Here is a 14,477-nt window from a genome sequence, read left to right as displayed (position 1 = left end):
ACTGTTTCACACTCTTCCCGGCGCGACCTGCGCCGGGAAGCCAATGCTCGGGGCTTAACTCATGAACACAATCGATCCCGGAGGACGTTCCGTTTCGGAGCGCCCGGTCACCTATATCCGCTTCGACGGCTGGCTCGCTCACGTCGAGAATGCCTTCAACCTGTTTGCCGCAGGAGCCATCCTGGCCTTGATGCTGCTGGCCGTCCTTCAGGTTGTCGGCCGCCTGGGCTTCAACACCCCGGTACCCGGTTTCATCGACATCACCGAACAGGCAATGGCCATCTTCGCCTTCGCCGGTATTGCCTATTGCCAACGCGTCGGGGGCCATATCCGCATGGAGATTGTGCTCGGCCGGCTCAGCGGCCGGACGCTTTACATCTGCGAAATGCTGGGTGTCATCCTGATCGCCTTCACGGTCGCGCTCCTGATCTGGGGCTCCTGGTACCATTTCGACCGGTCCTGGACGATCGGCGACAGCACCATGGATATTCGCCTGCCGACCTGGCCGTCCAAGCTGATGGTTCCGGTCGCGCTCAGTCTCCTGTTCCTGCGCCTGTGCATGCAGATCTACGGGTACGCCCGTCTGGTCGTGAACCCGTCTCGTGAAGCCTATTGCGTGCCGATGATCGAGGGTGTCGAGGAACACGCCAAACACGAGATCGAAGAAGCCTTTGGCGATGACGTGGAAGAAGGAGGCGCGCGATGACGCCGTTTGAAGTTGGCCTCCTGATGACCGGCGTCCTGCTGGTCCTCGTCGTCCTGGGTGTGCGTGTGGCTTTTGCCGCGGCCTTTACGGGACTGGTCGGCCTTATCGTGCTGTTCTCCCTGAAAATGGGGTTCTCGAAAGGCTTCTTCGTGGCCTTGCAGATGGCCGGCACGATCCCGCATTCCAAGTCGGTCACCTATGCCCTGTCGGTGCTGCCGACATTCATTCTGATCGGCTTCCTGGCTTTCTACGCCGGGTTTACCAAGCAGCTTTTCGAAGCGGCAAAGCGCTGGCTGGGCTGGCTGCCGGGCGGCATGGCCGTAGGCACGGTGTTCTCCACTGCCGGTTTCGCAGCTGTATCAGGCGCATCGGTGGCAACAGCCGCGGTCTTTGCGCGTGTCGCCATTCCCGAAATGCTGGCCGCCGGTTATTCCAAACGACTGTCGGCTGCCGTCGTTGCCGCCGGTGGCACGCTGGCCTCGCTCATCCCGCCGTCCGCAATCCTGGTGATCTACGCCATTCTGGTGGAACAGTCGGTCGGCAAGCTCTTGATCGCCGGTTTCCTGCCGGGCGTGTTCTCGGCATTGATCTACGTCGGCATCATCGTGGCCGTTGCCGCCTGGCGTGGCGATGCACCACCGGTCGGCGGCTTTACGTGGAAAGAGCGCTTCGAAAGCGTGCCCGGAACTCTGCCGATCATCGCCGTCGTCGCGATCATCTTCTGTTCGTTCTTCTTCGGTCTGGCCACCCCGACCGAAGCCGGTTCGCTCGGAGCCTTCGTGGTGCTGGTCGTTGCGTTCATGAAAGGCATGCGCACCAAGCAGCTCGGCCAGGCCTTGCACGAGACCGCGAAACTGACGGTGATGATCTTCACCCTGATCTGGGGCGTGCTTGTCTACGTGCGGTTCCTGGGTTTTGCCGGCCTGCCGGACGCCTTCAAGGACTTCATCGTCGCCCTGGATTATTCGCCCTGGGTGGTGATGGTCTGCATCCTCCTGGCTTACGCCGTTCTCGGCATGTTCATGGATGCGATCGGCATGCTCATCCTCACGCTGCCGGTGGTCTATCCTGCGGTGATGGCGCTGAACGGCGGTGAAGGCGTGTCAGCTGCCGACAGTGCGTTCGGCATGTCGGGTGAGGCCTGCTCGATCTGGTTCGGCATTCTGGTGGTGAAGATGGCGGAACTCTGTCTGATCACACCACCGATCGGGTTGAACTGTTTCGTTGTCTCGGGAGTGCGGCCGGATATTCCGGTGCAGGAAGTCTTCCGCGGCTGCGTACCGTTCTTCGTTGCAGACGTCCTGACCATCGCAGGCCTTTTGGCATTCCCTTCGATCATCACCATCCTGCCCGAGCTGATGGCCTGACGGGAAAGCCGAGATGAAGAAAACAAAACGCCGCCGGAAGGTTTTTCCGGCGGCGTTTTTTGTTGCTGGCCGGGGAATTGCCCCGGGTTCGGGTTAATCGAAGATGTGAGCCTGGCTCTGCGGCGTATCGAACCGGTTGGGTCCCTGTGTGCCGGAGAAGAACATGTTGGCGAACCCCTGACAGAGGGCGAAGAGACTGCCGACAATCGGGATGAACCAGACGAGCAGCCAATAGCCCGACACATCCCTGTCGTGGAACCGGCGAACCTGAACGGAGAGGTTCGAAATGGAGAACGGCAGGATCAGCAACCACATGGTCAGTCCACTTCCGCTTGCCAGTAGTTCGTCCGCGTTTGCGTAGTATTGAATCTCGTTCTCGATCGCGGTGAAATAGGCAAAGATGACCGCGACCATCATGATCAGGTTGAATGTGCCGATGCCCCAGTAACCGAGCCTGCCGATGCGGCCGTTGAAGCTGAAAAAGAAACCGAGGAACTGCATCACCGCATCGATGATGGAAAGACTGCTGTCGCCGGCAACCTGAACGGCGGCGCCTCCGGCGCGCGCATACCCGCCGGCGCTCGAAGCATAGGCATTGTTGCCCGAATAGCCGTTCTGGCTCGGGCCCCACTGGCCCTGACCTTGCGGGTCCAGTCCACGTTTTCCAAATTGCTTGCGCTGCACAGGCATGAGTATCCCCCGTCCGAAAATTACTTGTCAGAACGAAGGTAACCTTACGCGAGCCAGCTTAAGATTGACGTAAGGGACGTGGTTAAATCTTGGTGAAATTGCGGAGGGTTTTCTACCCGTTCAGAACAGGCTGCCCTGGCTGGTTGCCGGTCCCTTGCCGGTCGCCGGTTTTTTCACTTTGGCAGGCTTCGGGCCGGCGCTGTCGCTGAGCGCGACGGCGTCAACCGTACCGTCCGCCAGTTCTATGGAAAGGACTGCACCAGACGCGATCGCTGCCGCCGAGCGCACCGGCTGGCCGCTGTCGTCGCGCACCACGGCATACCCGCGTGCAAGCACATCCTTGTAGGAAAGCGACTTCAGGAGTTTCTGCAAACCGTCAAGGCGCGCCTTTTCCTGCGACAGGCGGGCAAGATAGGCCCGGTCAAGCCGGTCCCCCAGACCGGACAGGCGCTCGGTTCCGAGCGTCGTCTGCTGGGCGAGCCGGGCCGGTGTCAGCCGCACGGCCAGGGCCTCGAAGGCATGCCGCTTTTGCGAGACCGCGACCTGCAGCGCGCGCTGCTTCCGCTCGCTCGCCTGGACAAGATCCTGACGGGCTTTCGTGCTCAGGCGGGACAGGAGCAACGGTGACAGGCGCCCGGCAAAATTCTGGTAATGGGTCCGGTGCGTTCTGGTGCTCACGATCAGTGCGCGTTCCAGGCTGCTGGCCAGCGTGTCGAATTTCTGGCGCGGCAGGGCGAGAAGGTCTTGCGGCGCGGGCAGGGCGGCGCTGGCGGCACGCAGTTCTGTGCGCCGAGTGGTCACGAACCGCACCAGGCCCGAATTGAGCCTGCGGGAACGGTCGTCGACCATGGCCATAAGCTCGGCCTTCACCGGCACGGCAAATTCGGCTGCGCCTGTTGGCGTCGGGGCTCGCAGGTCGGCGGCAAGGTCGATCAGCGTCCAGTCCGTTTCATGGCCGACGGCCGAGATCAGCGGGATCTGGCTGTCTGCGGCTGCACGGACGACCGCTTCCTCGTTGAAGCCCCACAGGTCCTCGATGCTGCCGCCTCCGCGGGCTACGATCAGGACGTCCGGTCGCGGGATCGGTCCGCCGGGTTGCAGGGCGTTGAAGCCGCGAATGCCGTTGGCGACTTCCGCACCCGAGGTCTCGCCCTGGACGCGGACCGGCCAGACCAGCACATGCAGCGGAAAGCGGTCGGCGATCCGGTGCAGGATATCGCGGATGACGGCACCGGTCGGGGAAGTGACCACGCCGATGACACTCGGCAAGGGCGGCAGCGGACGCTTCCGCTCCTCGGCGAAGAGGCCTTCCGCGGCAAGTTTCTTCTTGCGCTCTTCCAGAAGCGCCATCAGGGCGCCAGCTCCTGCCGGTTCAAGGGAGTCGATCACCATCTGGTATTTCGACTGGCCCGGGAACGTGGTGATCTTGCCGGTGGCAATCACCTCCAACCCCTGTTCAGGCTGGATCTTCAGCTTGGAGGCTGCCCCGCGCCAGATAACACCGGACAGGACCGAGCGGTCGTCTTTCAGGTCCAGATAGATGTGACCGGACCCCGGCCGGGAGATCCGGCCCAGCTCACCGCGCACACGCACGTAACCGAAAGCATCCTCCATCGTACGTTTGATGGAGAAGGAAATTTCGGAGACGGAGAATTCGGCGACGTTGGACTGGGTTTCGCTCACGCAGGTGATTCCTCTTCTGCCCCGAAAGTGGCCGTTCGGGGAGGCAGGGTCAAGGACCGTGCGGACCGCCTTTGCCCAAGGCTTGGGAAAAGAAGATACGGCTTAAGCAGGCGCGTAAGAATCGAATAGGCTGTGGAAGCTTCCACAGCCATCCGAACCGCCTTGAAACCCTCACAATCGAGCGCATACCTAAGCACCATGGCCAAATACGAGTTCAATATGCAACGACTGTTCCTGCGACATATCCTTGCCGATGGCGCGCGCATAGATGCGGACCGCAGCCAGGCGAACTATCTGCTGAACGTTCTGCGCCTCAAGGATGGCGACTACGTGCTTGTCTTCAACGGCAATGATGGCGAATGGCTGGCCAAGATCGTCAGCAATGGCCGGCGCGACTGCACTTTGCAGCTGATGGAACGCACTCGCGAGCAAACCTCGGCAAATGACCTGATGTACATGTTCGCGCCGCTCAAGCACGCCCGGCTGGACTATATGGTGCAAAAGGCCGTGGAGATGGGAGCTGGCAGCCTGAAGCCGGTGCTGACCCAGCATACCCAGGCCAGCCGAATCAATCTTGAGCGGATGGAAGCAAACGTGATCGAAGCGGCCGAGCAATGCGGTGTGCTGGCCGTGCCGGAAGTTCTTGCGCCCCAGCCGCTGGCGGATGTGCTTGCGGTCTGGAACGAAGCACAGCCCGGCCGCAGGTTGCTGTTCTGCGATGAAGCGGAAGGGACAAACAATCCGCTTTTGACCCTGGCCCAGATGAAGGAAAGCGGCCCGAAGCCGCTCGCCATACTGATCGGGCCGGAAGGCGGTTTTTCCGATGAGGAGCGGTCTCTTCTGCGCAGTCTCGATTTTGTCACGCCAATTCCCCTGGGCCCACGTATCCTGCGTGCCGACACGGCCGCTGTCGCGGCCCTGGCGGTTCTGCAGGCAACGGTGGGTGACTGGAGGTAGGCGGCTGTCCGGCTGTCCGGCTGCACGGAACCGTTATTCATTTTCAGGATCACGTGAAAGCGTTGGGGGAAGGGACCTTGCTTGATCTGGTATCGCTCCTCTGCGAGGTCAGGGCAATGCTGGGATCGGCACCGTTGCAGAAGCCGGTTGCACATTCCCCGACGAACGGCTTGCGTTCCTGAAACGGACCGGCATGATCACCACGCACACTTCGGTGTCGTTTCCTTGCTTGCATTCTTGTTTCAAGAAACCTAAATCACCGAGGCTCAAAAGCGTTCCTCCCGGAACGCGCCGGATCACTGCGGTTTGTAGGGGGCAGCCTGACGGGCCGCGCAGTTTTTAGGACGCTTTCATGGCCCGCGATACGGTCGACTCCACCCCGATTGAAACGGTTGCGGATCTTGCCGCGACGCTCGAGGAGGGCTGTAAGCCGGAAGAGAAGTTTCTCATCGGCACCGAGCACGAAAAATTCGGCTTCTGCCTGAACGAACTGACGCCAATTCCCTATGGAGGTGAAAAGGGCGTCGAGGCCATCCTGACCGGCATGGAAAAGCTGATCAACTGGGAGCGGATCGAGGACGCCGGCAAGATCATCGGTCTGGCAGACGACCGCGGCGGCGGCGCGATTTCCATCGAGCCGGGCGGTCAGTTCGAACTTTCTGGCGCGCCGCTCGACAACCTGCATCTGACCTGCCGCGAAGCCAACCAGCACCTTGCCGATGTGCGCCGCGTGGCCGAACCGCTCGGCATCGGCTTCCTCGGCATCGGCATGACCCCGACATGGTCGCGTGCCGACATGCCGCGTATGCCCAAATCCCGCTATGACATCATGACCAACTACATGCCGAAGGTCGGCTCGCTTGGTCTCGACATGATGTACCGGACCTCCACCATCCAGGTGAACCTCGATTTCTCGTCCGAAGCCGATATGGCCCTCAAGATGCGCGTCGGCCTGGCTCTGCAGCCGATCGCGACCGCCATTTTCGCCAATTCGCCCTTCACGGAAGGCAAGCCGAACGGCTTCAAATCCTTCCGCGCCCAGATCTGGACCGACACCGACCACGACCGCACCGGCGACATGCCCTTCGCTTTCGAGGAAGGCTTCGGCTTCGAGCGTTATGTCGAATGGGCAGTTGATGTGCCGATGTATTTCGTCAAGCGCGGCTCGACCTACTACGACGTTACGGGCACCACTTTCCGCCAGTTCATGAACGGCGCGCTGGAAGGCAAGGTTCCGGACGCAACGCCAAATATCGGTGACTGGAACAACCACCTGTCCACGCTTTTCCCGGATGTCCGGTTGAAGAAATACATCGAGATGCGCGGCGCCGACGGTGGCCCGTGGCGGCGCATCTGCGCTCTGCCGGCACTCTGGGTCGGCCTGCTTTACGACAAGGGCGTGCTCGATCAGGCCTGGGAACTGGTCAAGGACTGGACCCAGGAAGAACGCGCGGCTCTTCGTGCGGGCGTTCCCAAAACCGCCCTGCAGACACCTTTCCGCTCAGGCACCGTTCTGGATGTCGCCAAACAGGTGCTTGCCCTGTCCCAGGAAGGTCTCAAGCGTCGCAATCGCCTGAGCGATGGCGATCTTGACGAGCGCGTGCATCTGGCTCCCATCGAGGAAGGCCTCGCCTCCGGCATGTGCCCGGCAGACGTTCTGCTGCAGCGCTATAACGGTTCCTGGAAGGGCGATATCAGCCAGGTCTTCCGCGACTACGCCTACTGAACAAGCTCCGCCCGCAGCATCAAGTTGTGGGCGACCGGCGCTGTCCGCAAAAGGCCTGAATTGACCTGAGGCCCGCGAAGCGTCACTCTGTCTGTGATCGGTCTTTTTTCTCAAGGCCTTGCAACAGCGTGAGCGGAGCGACGCAAATGACTGGCAGCGAGACGGGAGCTCCTCCCTTCGACATCTTTTCCTTGTCGGAAGATGTGCGCAACCGCTTCGGCTGGTCGAATGAAGACCTTAGCCGGGTGATGGAGCAGCTCCTGCCCGCCGCGCTCAACGGTTTCCGCTACTTCGGCAGCACGGTTCCGGGCTTTTCGGAGTTCCTCGGGCAGACGTCGCCGCTTGGCACAGTCGCGCAAAACCCCTTTGCCGGCTACGCAGGTCTGTTCCAGAGCCCGTCCGATGCGGCCCTGACACCCTTTTTCGGGCCTGAAGCTGTTCAAAAGGCGCTTGCCAGCCAGATTTCCGGCCTCACAGGCCTTCAGCGCGATGCTATCCAGGAAATGATGCCCGTGGCGGCGACGCTTGCCATGGGGCAGATCGCCAGGCCTTTCGTCCACGGTGAAGCTCGTAACCTGCTTGACGCCTATCTGCGCGGCTTTGCCAGAGGCCGGCCGAAACCGCAGCCGACCCCGGTCGACTACCTGCAAGGCTATGCCGAGGCGATGCAATCCTTCTGGGGCGCGTTCCTGCAACCGGCCAGCATCGTTACGAAATCCGCCTCGCCAGAGCCAGAGCCTGAGCCCGAGCCGCAGGAAGAAGAATTGCCCCCGGACGACGAGCCGGAAGGCCCTGAGGGCAATGCGTCCGAATTTGAGGAAATGGTGTCGAGCTGGATGTCCGCCGGCCGTGATTTCCAGTCCAACCAGTTCAAGGCTTTCGACAGTTTCTTCGAAAAGGCCGCCAAGGATTTCCGCGACGTTTGAGACGTCTTCAGGTTTGGGCCGCCCTTAACGCTTTTTTTCAAAAAAAAGACCCGCCGGTGAGGCGGGTCAGGTTCGTCAGCAAGGCTTGCCGACAGGGGCTGCAAATGAGGGGAGGTCAGCCGAAAGGTCAGGCCGCCAGCTGGCGGGTCTTGCTTTCGGTCACGAGTGTCATCATCGGCTTGTCCTGCGCCGAATTGGCGGCGCTATAGCCGATGGTCTCGCGGAGCGCTGATGATCCGTTCACCAGGGATGTCGGATCGGTATAGAACGGTTGGGCCAATGCGCGTCGAACGTCGCTCCGCGTCAGGCCGATGTCCTTCAACTGCTCGTCGGACCAGTCATTCAGTTCCGCGAACTGACGACGGTTTTTGGACACACGCCATACACGGGCAACCATCTGCCCGAAGAGAGCGAAGAACGGGGTGCTTGCTGTATGTGTCATGGCAAAATTCTCCTGTTGGCGGACGGAGGGATTCCGACTGCCTGTTCCGAGCCTGATTTGGCGTCGCTTGTTGTGGAACATCCCCTATGTGGACTGTTTGCTGCTATTAATCCAACGAATGTTTGTGATTGAAATTATCACTTTCTGTGAAGTCAAAATCCCCAAAGCGCTTCGATTCAAGCAAGGCGGCCGCTTCGCGAAATCATTTCCCCTTTAAATGGATGCCATGTTAAATATGAGCATCCTTTATCAGTGAGGCGCTCATGCTCGACCTGGATCAGCTCCGGACCTTTGTGGCCATTGCCGAAAGCGGCAGCTTCACCAAGGCGGCGGACAATGTGCACAAGACACAGTCGGCGGTGTCGATGCAGATGCGCCGTCTGGAGGAGCGGATCGGCAAACCGCTCTTTGTCCGTGTTGGCCGGCAGTCCCGCCTGACCGAACATGGCGAGCGTCTGCTTCACTACGCGCGCCGGCTCGTGCAATTGAACGACGAGACGCTTGCCGCTTTCGATGACACGGAACTTGCCGGGCTCGTGCGTCTGGGCACACCGGACGACTACGCAGATCGGTTCCTGCCGGAAATTCTGGCGCGCTTTTCCAGGTCCAACCCCAAGGCGGAGGTCAGCGTCGTCTGCGCGCCGACACCCAATCTGGCCGACATGATCGCCGAGGGTGAGCTGGATGTCGCGATCATCACCCACGTACAGAAGCGTGGTCGCAAGAACGTTGATCTGGTACGGCGCGAACCTTTGCTCTGGGTTGTTTCGGCCCGCCACGCGGTGGAAAACGAGTCGCCTCTGCCTCTGGCGCTGGGGCGCGCTACCTGCGACTGGCGCCGGGCTGCGATCAATGCGCTCAGCGATCAGATGCGCGAACATCGCCTGCTTTATTCAAGCTGGAACTCTACGGCAGTCGGCGCCGCCGTCCTGGCCGGGCTTGCCATTTCCGTTCTGCCGGAATCTGCGCTTCGGTCCGGCATGCGGGTCCTGACGGAAGCCGAGGGTTTCCCGAAATTGCCCGATTGCGAAATCGGTATCATGCGGTCCTGGCATAACAATTCCCGGGTCACGGATGCCCTGGTCGAGCACATTGTTTCATCGCTCGACAACCTTTCGGTTCCGCTCGCGGCCGAATAGTTGCAGGCGAACGGAATTCCCGGAACGATTTCAAAATCTTACCTAGAGTATTGATTTGTCCTGCTGGCCAAATATCGATTGAAGTGTAAGAAGTTGTGATGTATCTTTAGTAAATCAATTCGAATCTCAAATTTCACCACCGGTTTGTGGCTCATTTCATAGGGTCCTTGCATGCATCACGCACTGGACATCGACCAACTTCGAACGTTTTTGGCGATCGCGGAGTTGGGAAGCTTTACCAAGGCTGGTGAGGCTGTGCACAAGACGCAGTCGGCAGTCTCCATGCAGATGCGGCGGCTGGAAGAGCGTGTTGGTCAGCCGATCTTCATCAAGGACGGGCGCCAGTCCCGGCTGACGGAAAACGGCCTGCGGCTGGTCGAGTTCGCCCGCCGGATGATCATGTTGAACGACGAGACCCTGTCTGCCTTCAATGGCCAGAAGGAAGTCGGCCATGTGAAGCTCGGCGTGCCGGACGATTATGCCGACCGGCTGCTGCCGCAGGTGTTGGCGGCCTTCAACCGGCTCAATCCTTCCATTGAAGTGCAGGTGGAATGCCTGTCCAGTGCCCGGCTGACGGATGCGATCCGGGAAGGAACGCTCGACGTCGCCATCACGACCTCCCAGGACACGATGGACCTGCGCGGTGAAATCATTCGCCGTGAGCCGCTCTACTGGGTTACGTCGAACCAACATTGCGCCCACACACAGGACGTTGTCCGGTTGGCACTCGGACCGGTGACCTGTGGTTGGCGCCGGATTTCGATGGATGCGCTCGACCGGGCGGGACGCCCCTACCGGGTCTCCTACACAAGCTCCAGCGCGGCGGCTCTCGTCGGTGCGGTTCAGGCCGGACTCGCCGTGACGGTGTTTCCTGAAAGCGCAATTCGAGACGGCATGCGTATTCTGGACGAGAAGGACGGCTTTCCGACGCTGCCCTATTGCGACATCGCCCTGCTGCGCTCGGATACGGCACGCGAAACCATGCACGATACGTTGTGCAACCACTTGGTGGCGGCCATCGGCAACGTTGGCAGCGGCACAACGCAACTGGCGGCGGAATAAACCTCCGCCGTCCGGTTTCTTCTCGTGTCAGGGATGGACCTACCGGGCGCGCAGCATCATCAGGTTGCCACCGATGACACAGGCCAGACCGGCGGCGGCCACTGGCGTCCACTGATAGCCTTCGAAAATGGTCGACAGAGTGAGAGCGACCACCGGGAACATCACGGTGGCATAGCCTGCCCGCGCCGAGCCGATGCGGCCGAGCAGGGTCAGGTAGGAAGCAAAGGCGATGACCGAGGCGACAACAGCCAGATAGATCAGGCTTCCGAAATAGTTCACGGACCATTCGACGGAAAAACTCTGGCCGCGCAGGGCCGAGAAAACCCCCAGGAAAAGCATGCCGTAGACCATGCCCCAGGCAGTGGCCGGTGTAACGCCGATGCCGCGTCGCTGGGTGTCAGCCGACAGCATGTTGCCAAGGCAGAAGGACAACGTGCCGCCGACACACATGGCGAGGCCAATGGCAGCTTCGTCGTTGAACTCTGCCCCGGCCAGCTTCGGCCAGAACATCAGGCCGATACCCAGAAAGCCGAGCAGCCCGGCACCGAGAGCAATCGGGCTTGGTCGTTGGCCGAACAGGATCAGTCCCAGAAACAGGTTGAAGATCGAGGCGGTCGAGAAGATCACCGCCAGCAAACCGGACGGCAAAATGGCCGCGCCGTAGTAGAACAGCGTGAAGTTGGTGGAAAACAGAAACACGCCAAGTCCGGCAAACCGCAGGTGATCCTGAAGGCCGAAGGCAAGATGGTGTCCGCGAACGCGTGCCCACGCCATCATGATCGACGCTGCCAGCACAAAGCGCCAGAACACAGACACTTCAGGCGCGACCGTTGCCACCTGGCCCTTCATCGCAATCCAGCTGAAGCCCCAGGCAAGAACCGTCGCCGCGTAAAGACCATAGTCGGTTGCACTGAAACCGGCAGAGCCGGGCCGGAGGCTGGGGGATGCAACGCTCATGAATGAACCGATCTTTATGGGGAGGTTGTTCCTAAGATTGGCGGTCAGGACACTTCAATGCAAATGATTGTTTTTGATGTTTTCATCAAGGTTGCGCATGGATAAAGTCCTGCCGGAATTGAAGCGGTAAGGCTCGTGAGCAGGTTAGAGGACAACATGCATTTTCTCGTCGTTGAGAACTATCAGCATACGGAACTTGGCATTCTCGGTCGTGTCGCTACGCAGGAAGGTCACAGCTGGCACACCGTCAAGGCATTTGAAGGCGAGCCACTTCCTCAAGCCACCGATGCGTTTGCCGGCTTGGTCGTGTTGGGCGGAGCCCAGGATGCGCTGGCGGACGAAGCCTATCCGCATCTGCCGAAGGTCTGCGACCTGATCCGTGTCTTTGACGATGCCGGCAAGCCCGTCCTCGGCATTTGTCTGGGCTCGCAGCTGATCGCCCGCGCCTTTGGTGGAGAGAACCTTCTGGGCTTGCCGGTTGAATTCGGCTGGCGCGACGTGACACCGACCGACGCAGGGCTGGAAGATCCTGTGGTCGGCAAGCTCGGGGCCGGTGCTCCTCAGTTCCACTGGCATTCAGACACCGTAACGCTGCCGGACGGGGCGGTGCTTCTGGCGAGCAGCGCCATGACACCGGTCCAGGCCTTCCGCATGGGCGATTTGACCTACGCAATCCAGTTCCATTTCGAAACCGGCCTTCCGGAAGTACGTAACTGGAGCGAAGCCTTCAGTGAGGACATTCGTGCGCATACGCCGGACTGGCACAGTCGTTTCGACACCGAAGCGTCCCGCCATGCAGCAAAGGCCGACGAGACCGGAGCCGCAATTGCAAAGGCCTGGCTGTCGTTGCTTTGAGACTTATCGCACTTCTGGTTCCGGGTTTGTGTCCCGGGATATTGTCATACCGGTATTCAGACCACCGGCGTTCCGCCGGTCAGAACTGTCTGCATTGCCGTTTCGTCCAGGTTGCCTCCTGACAGGATGATACCGGCCTTCTTGCCTTGAAGCTTCGGCGTATCCTGCATCAATGCGGCGAGGGCGGCAGCACCGGCACCTTCGGCAAGATTATGCGTATCTGCAAACAGGACGCGGATGGCGGCAGCGATTTCGTCATCCGTAACCGTTGCGATCCGGTTGGAACCGGTCTGCAGGATATCAAGCGCCGCCTGTACCGGCTCCCGGCAGGCCATGCCGTCGGCGAAAGTGGCTGCGGTTTCCGTGGTCACGATTTTTCCCGCTTCGACGGACAGCCGGTAGGCGGGGGCGTTTTCCGTAACGACAGGAACGATCTCGGTTTTCAGCCCCAGAAGGTCGCGCACCGTGATCAGTCCACAGGCGCCGGAACCCATGCCAACGGGGACATAGACCACGTCGAGATCGTCATGCGCCCTGAAAAATTCCAGCGCGTAGGTCGCAACGCCAAGGACGATGTTCCTGTGAAAGCTCGGCACCATCAGGAAACCGCTTTCATGGGCCAGTCGCTCGGCAGTGCGCCGGGAAATGTCGAAGTCGCGACCGTCGATCACGAGATCAGCACCAAAGGCCTTCATCGCCCGGTTCTTGCCCTCCGCATTTCCTTCCGGCACCACGATGGTGGCGGGCAGGCCGAGTGTTCGGGCGGCCAGCGCCATGGACTGGCCGTGGTTTCCGCGGGTGGCCGTTACGACGCCGCTGGGGCGGCCGTGTTCTTCGATATGTTTCTGGATGTAGACGATAGAGCTGCGCGCCTTGAAGGCGCCGATCGGGGTGTGGTTCTCGTGTTTGACCGCGATTTCCAGGCCGAATCGCTCCTTCAGCAGTGGCCAGGCATAGCTTGGCGTTTCCGGCACAAGCTGGCGCACGATCGGAAAAGCGGCTTCAAGGTCGTCCAGGGTGAAGAGAGCGGTCATGGGCGTGGTCAGGTCCGGTTTTTGGTGTGGGTCGGCCGCGAGTATATCCGCGTGGTCCGCACTGTCTTTCAGGATCCTGAACCTATTCGGACTTGCGCGGCCCCTGTTCCTGCGTCAGGTTTGCGCGCCATGCAAACGGACACTGTTCATACCCAGCCTGGATCTGTGCCCATCCACCGGGAGATGGCCGGATATGGGCTCCGCCTTTTGCCGGCCGCCGGTTACGATGTCGGTTTCGTGGCAGAGACGGGCTCCATCGGCTTTGCGTTTGACTGTCAATCGGGCAGCCATGCCATCGCTTCGGACAAGCGAGAAGATTTCGTTCGCTTGCCCAACACGCTGGCTTTGACACCCAGCGGCTGCGACATCCGCTCCCGGTCAGAAATGGGCGGTGAATATCTTCTGGTCAGCGGTGGCGAAATCCGTCTGACGGAAGGGTGTTACCGCACCAACATCCGGTCGAAATCTGCTTCCATGGCCGCAGGCAGACTGCGCAAGTGGCTGTTGTCGGATACGCCTCCGGATAATCTGGAAACCGAAGCATGCATCAACGCACTTGCAGAGGCGGGGCTGAAGCCGCAGCGCCCTGGAAAGGCTGCCAGATGGATGACAGGCAATCGGTTTCGGAAAGTGGCGGACAGGATCGAGGCCGATCTCGGGTCAAATCTGTCCGTTGCCGTTCTGGCGCAGGAAATCGGCGTTTCGGCCAGTTTCCTGAGCCGTGCCTTCTCGGCTTACTGTGGGCAGTCGCCCTACGACTATATCGTCAGCCGGCGGCTGCAGCGCGCCCGGGCGCTCATCGTTTCCACCGGCAAGCCGCTTTCGGAAATCGCTCTCAGGTCGGGCTTTTCCTCGCAAAGCCACATGACGGCGAGTTTCCGGACGCGCCTCGGGGTCAGTCCCTCCAAGTTCGCGCGCCCGGAGCGGTGACCC

The 14,477-nt window shown here is 60.6% G+C and carries 14 protein-coding genes; 9 read left to right on the top strand and 5 right to left on the bottom strand.

Translation table 11 applies throughout. The features are described from left to right. The first annotated feature begins 61 nt into the window (after positions 1–61). Positions 62–706 (top strand): TRAP transporter small permease subunit, encoded by a 645-nt coding sequence (locus tag ACYQ6M_RS19950; RefSeq protein ID WP_023002121.1) that lies wholly within the window; start codon positions 62–64, stop codon positions 704–706. Beyond that, positions 703–2,073 carry a TRAP transporter large permease gene (locus ACYQ6M_RS19945; RefSeq protein ID WP_023002120.1) on the top strand — a complete coding sequence of 457 codons (1,371 nt, stop codon included), beginning with the start codon at positions 703–705 and terminating at the stop codon, positions 2,071–2,073. Before ACYQ6M_RS19950 ends, ACYQ6M_RS19945 begins: the two co-directional genes overlap by 4 nt. A 93-nt stretch (positions 2,074–2,166) precedes the next feature. On the opposite strand, the gene ACYQ6M_RS19940 is transcribed toward ACYQ6M_RS19945, so the two are convergent. Together ACYQ6M_RS19940 and xseA are read right to left on the bottom strand one after the other, a co-directional pair. Continuing rightward, positions 2,167–2,763, bottom strand: coding sequence for a DUF805 domain-containing protein (locus ACYQ6M_RS19940; RefSeq protein ID WP_023002119.1), 597 nt, complete (start codon positions 2,761–2,763; stop codon positions 2,167–2,169). Positions 2,764–2,883: 120 nt separating this feature from the next. Then, positions 2,884–4,446 (bottom strand): exodeoxyribonuclease VII large subunit, encoded by a 1,563-nt coding sequence (gene xseA, locus ACYQ6M_RS19935; protein ID WP_460075170.1) that lies wholly within the window; start codon positions 4,444–4,446, stop codon positions 2,884–2,886. Positions 4,447–4,644: 198 nt separating this feature from the next. On the opposite strand from xseA, the gene ACYQ6M_RS19930 reads away from it, so the two are divergent. From ACYQ6M_RS19930 to ACYQ6M_RS19920, 3 genes are all read left to right on the top strand, one after another. Continuing rightward, complete coding sequence (locus ACYQ6M_RS19930; RefSeq protein ID WP_023002116.1) at positions 4,645–5,403, top strand: 16S rRNA (uracil(1498)-N(3))-methyltransferase; 759 nt, start codon at positions 4,645–4,647, stop codon at positions 5,401–5,403. A gap of 352 nt (positions 5,404–5,755) precedes the next feature. After that, a complete protein-coding gene (locus ACYQ6M_RS19925; RefSeq protein ID WP_460075168.1) occupies positions 5,756–7,129 on the top strand; it encodes a glutamate--cysteine ligase in 1,374 nt (457 codons plus the stop codon). A 146-nt stretch (positions 7,130–7,275) separates the two neighbouring features. Further along, positions 7,276–8,055, top strand: coding sequence for a DUF937 domain-containing protein (locus ACYQ6M_RS19920; RefSeq protein ID WP_460075166.1), 780 nt, complete (start codon positions 7,276–7,278; stop codon positions 8,053–8,055). Positions 8,056–8,182: 127 nt separating this feature from the next. Here the strand turns inward: ACYQ6M_RS19920 and ACYQ6M_RS19915 are convergent, their stop codons facing one another. After that, positions 8,183–8,497 carry a DUF1127 domain-containing protein gene (locus tag ACYQ6M_RS19915; RefSeq protein WP_023002113.1) on the bottom strand — a complete coding sequence of 105 codons (315 nt, stop codon included), beginning with the start codon at positions 8,495–8,497 and terminating at the stop codon, positions 8,183–8,185. 263 nt (positions 8,498–8,760) lie between these two features. Here ACYQ6M_RS19915 and ACYQ6M_RS19910 point away from each other — a divergent pair, with 263 nt between their 5' ends. Next, positions 8,761–9,636: a LysR substrate-binding domain-containing protein gene (locus ACYQ6M_RS19910; protein ID WP_006935582.1), complete on the top strand. Its 876-nt coding sequence runs from the start codon at positions 8,761–8,763 to the stop codon at positions 9,634–9,636. A 171-nt stretch (positions 9,637–9,807) separates the two neighbouring features. Beyond that, a complete protein-coding gene (locus ACYQ6M_RS19905) occupies positions 9,808–10,698 on the top strand; it encodes a LysR substrate-binding domain-containing protein (protein WP_055657693.1) in 891 nt (296 codons plus the stop codon). Positions 10,699–10,737: 39 nt separating this feature from the next. On the opposite strand, the gene ACYQ6M_RS19900 is transcribed toward ACYQ6M_RS19905, so the two are convergent. Beyond that, positions 10,738–11,655: a DMT family transporter gene (locus ACYQ6M_RS19900; protein WP_460075163.1), complete on the bottom strand. Its 918-nt coding sequence runs from the start codon at positions 11,653–11,655 to the stop codon at positions 10,738–10,740. A gap of 156 nt (positions 11,656–11,811) precedes the next feature. Between ACYQ6M_RS19900 and ACYQ6M_RS19895 the strand changes: the two genes are divergently transcribed. Continuing rightward, complete coding sequence (locus ACYQ6M_RS19895; protein ID WP_460075161.1) at positions 11,812–12,510, top strand: type 1 glutamine amidotransferase; 699 nt, start codon at positions 11,812–11,814, stop codon at positions 12,508–12,510. 56 nt (positions 12,511–12,566) lie between these two features. On the opposite strand, the gene ACYQ6M_RS19890 is transcribed toward ACYQ6M_RS19895, so the two are convergent. After that, a complete protein-coding gene (locus ACYQ6M_RS19890; RefSeq protein WP_460075159.1) occupies positions 12,567–13,544 on the bottom strand; it encodes a threonine dehydratase in 978 nt (325 codons plus the stop codon). A 129-nt stretch (positions 13,545–13,673) separates the two neighbouring features. On the opposite strand from ACYQ6M_RS19890, the gene ACYQ6M_RS19885 reads away from it, so the two are divergent. Continuing rightward, positions 13,674–14,474, top strand: coding sequence for a helix-turn-helix transcriptional regulator (locus ACYQ6M_RS19885; RefSeq protein ID WP_460075157.1), 801 nt, complete (start codon positions 13,674–13,676; stop codon positions 14,472–14,474). The last annotated feature ends 3 nt before the right edge of the window (positions 14,475–14,477 follow it).

It is taken from the genome of Roseibium sp. ROS1, from assembly GCF_054658215.1.
Note: the sequence above shows the minus strand (reverse complement) of the source record. Positions and strands in the feature narration are given on the sequence as shown.

Coding starts and splice junctions, on each gene's coding strand:
- ACYQ6M_RS19920 (WP_460075166.1), top strand. CDS start 7,276: ATGACTGGCAGCGAGACGGGAGCTCCTCCCTTCGACATCTTTTCCTTG.
- ACYQ6M_RS19885 (WP_460075157.1), top strand. CDS start 13,674: ATGCAAACGGACACTGTTCATACCCAGCCTGGATCTGTGCCCATCCAC.
- ACYQ6M_RS19910 (WP_006935582.1), top strand. CDS start 8,761: ATGCTCGACCTGGATCAGCTCCGGACCTTTGTGGCCATTGCCGAAAGC.
- ACYQ6M_RS19890 (WP_460075159.1), bottom strand. CDS start 13,544: ATGACCGCTCTCTTCACCCTGGACGACCTTGAAGCCGCTTTTCCGATC.
- ACYQ6M_RS19940 (WP_023002119.1), bottom strand. CDS start 2,763: ATGCCTGTGCAGCGCAAGCAATTTGGAAAACGTGGACTGGACCCGCAA.
- ACYQ6M_RS19900 (WP_460075163.1), bottom strand. CDS start 11,655: ATGAGCGTTGCATCCCCCAGCCTCCGGCCCGGCTCTGCCGGTTTCAGT.
- ACYQ6M_RS19905 (WP_055657693.1), top strand. CDS start 9,808: ATGCATCACGCACTGGACATCGACCAACTTCGAACGTTTTTGGCGATC.
- ACYQ6M_RS19925 (WP_460075168.1), top strand. CDS start 5,756: ATGGCCCGCGATACGGTCGACTCCACCCCGATTGAAACGGTTGCGGAT.
- ACYQ6M_RS19950 (WP_023002121.1), top strand. CDS start 62: ATGAACACAATCGATCCCGGAGGACGTTCCGTTTCGGAGCGCCCGGTC.
- ACYQ6M_RS19930 (WP_023002116.1), top strand. CDS start 4,645: ATGGCCAAATACGAGTTCAATATGCAACGACTGTTCCTGCGACATATC.
- ACYQ6M_RS19945 (WP_023002120.1), top strand. CDS start 703: ATGACGCCGTTTGAAGTTGGCCTCCTGATGACCGGCGTCCTGCTGGTC.
- ACYQ6M_RS19895 (WP_460075161.1), top strand. CDS start 11,812: ATGCATTTTCTCGTCGTTGAGAACTATCAGCATACGGAACTTGGCATT.
- ACYQ6M_RS19915 (WP_023002113.1), bottom strand. CDS start 8,497: ATGACACATACAGCAAGCACCCCGTTCTTCGCTCTCTTCGGGCAGATG.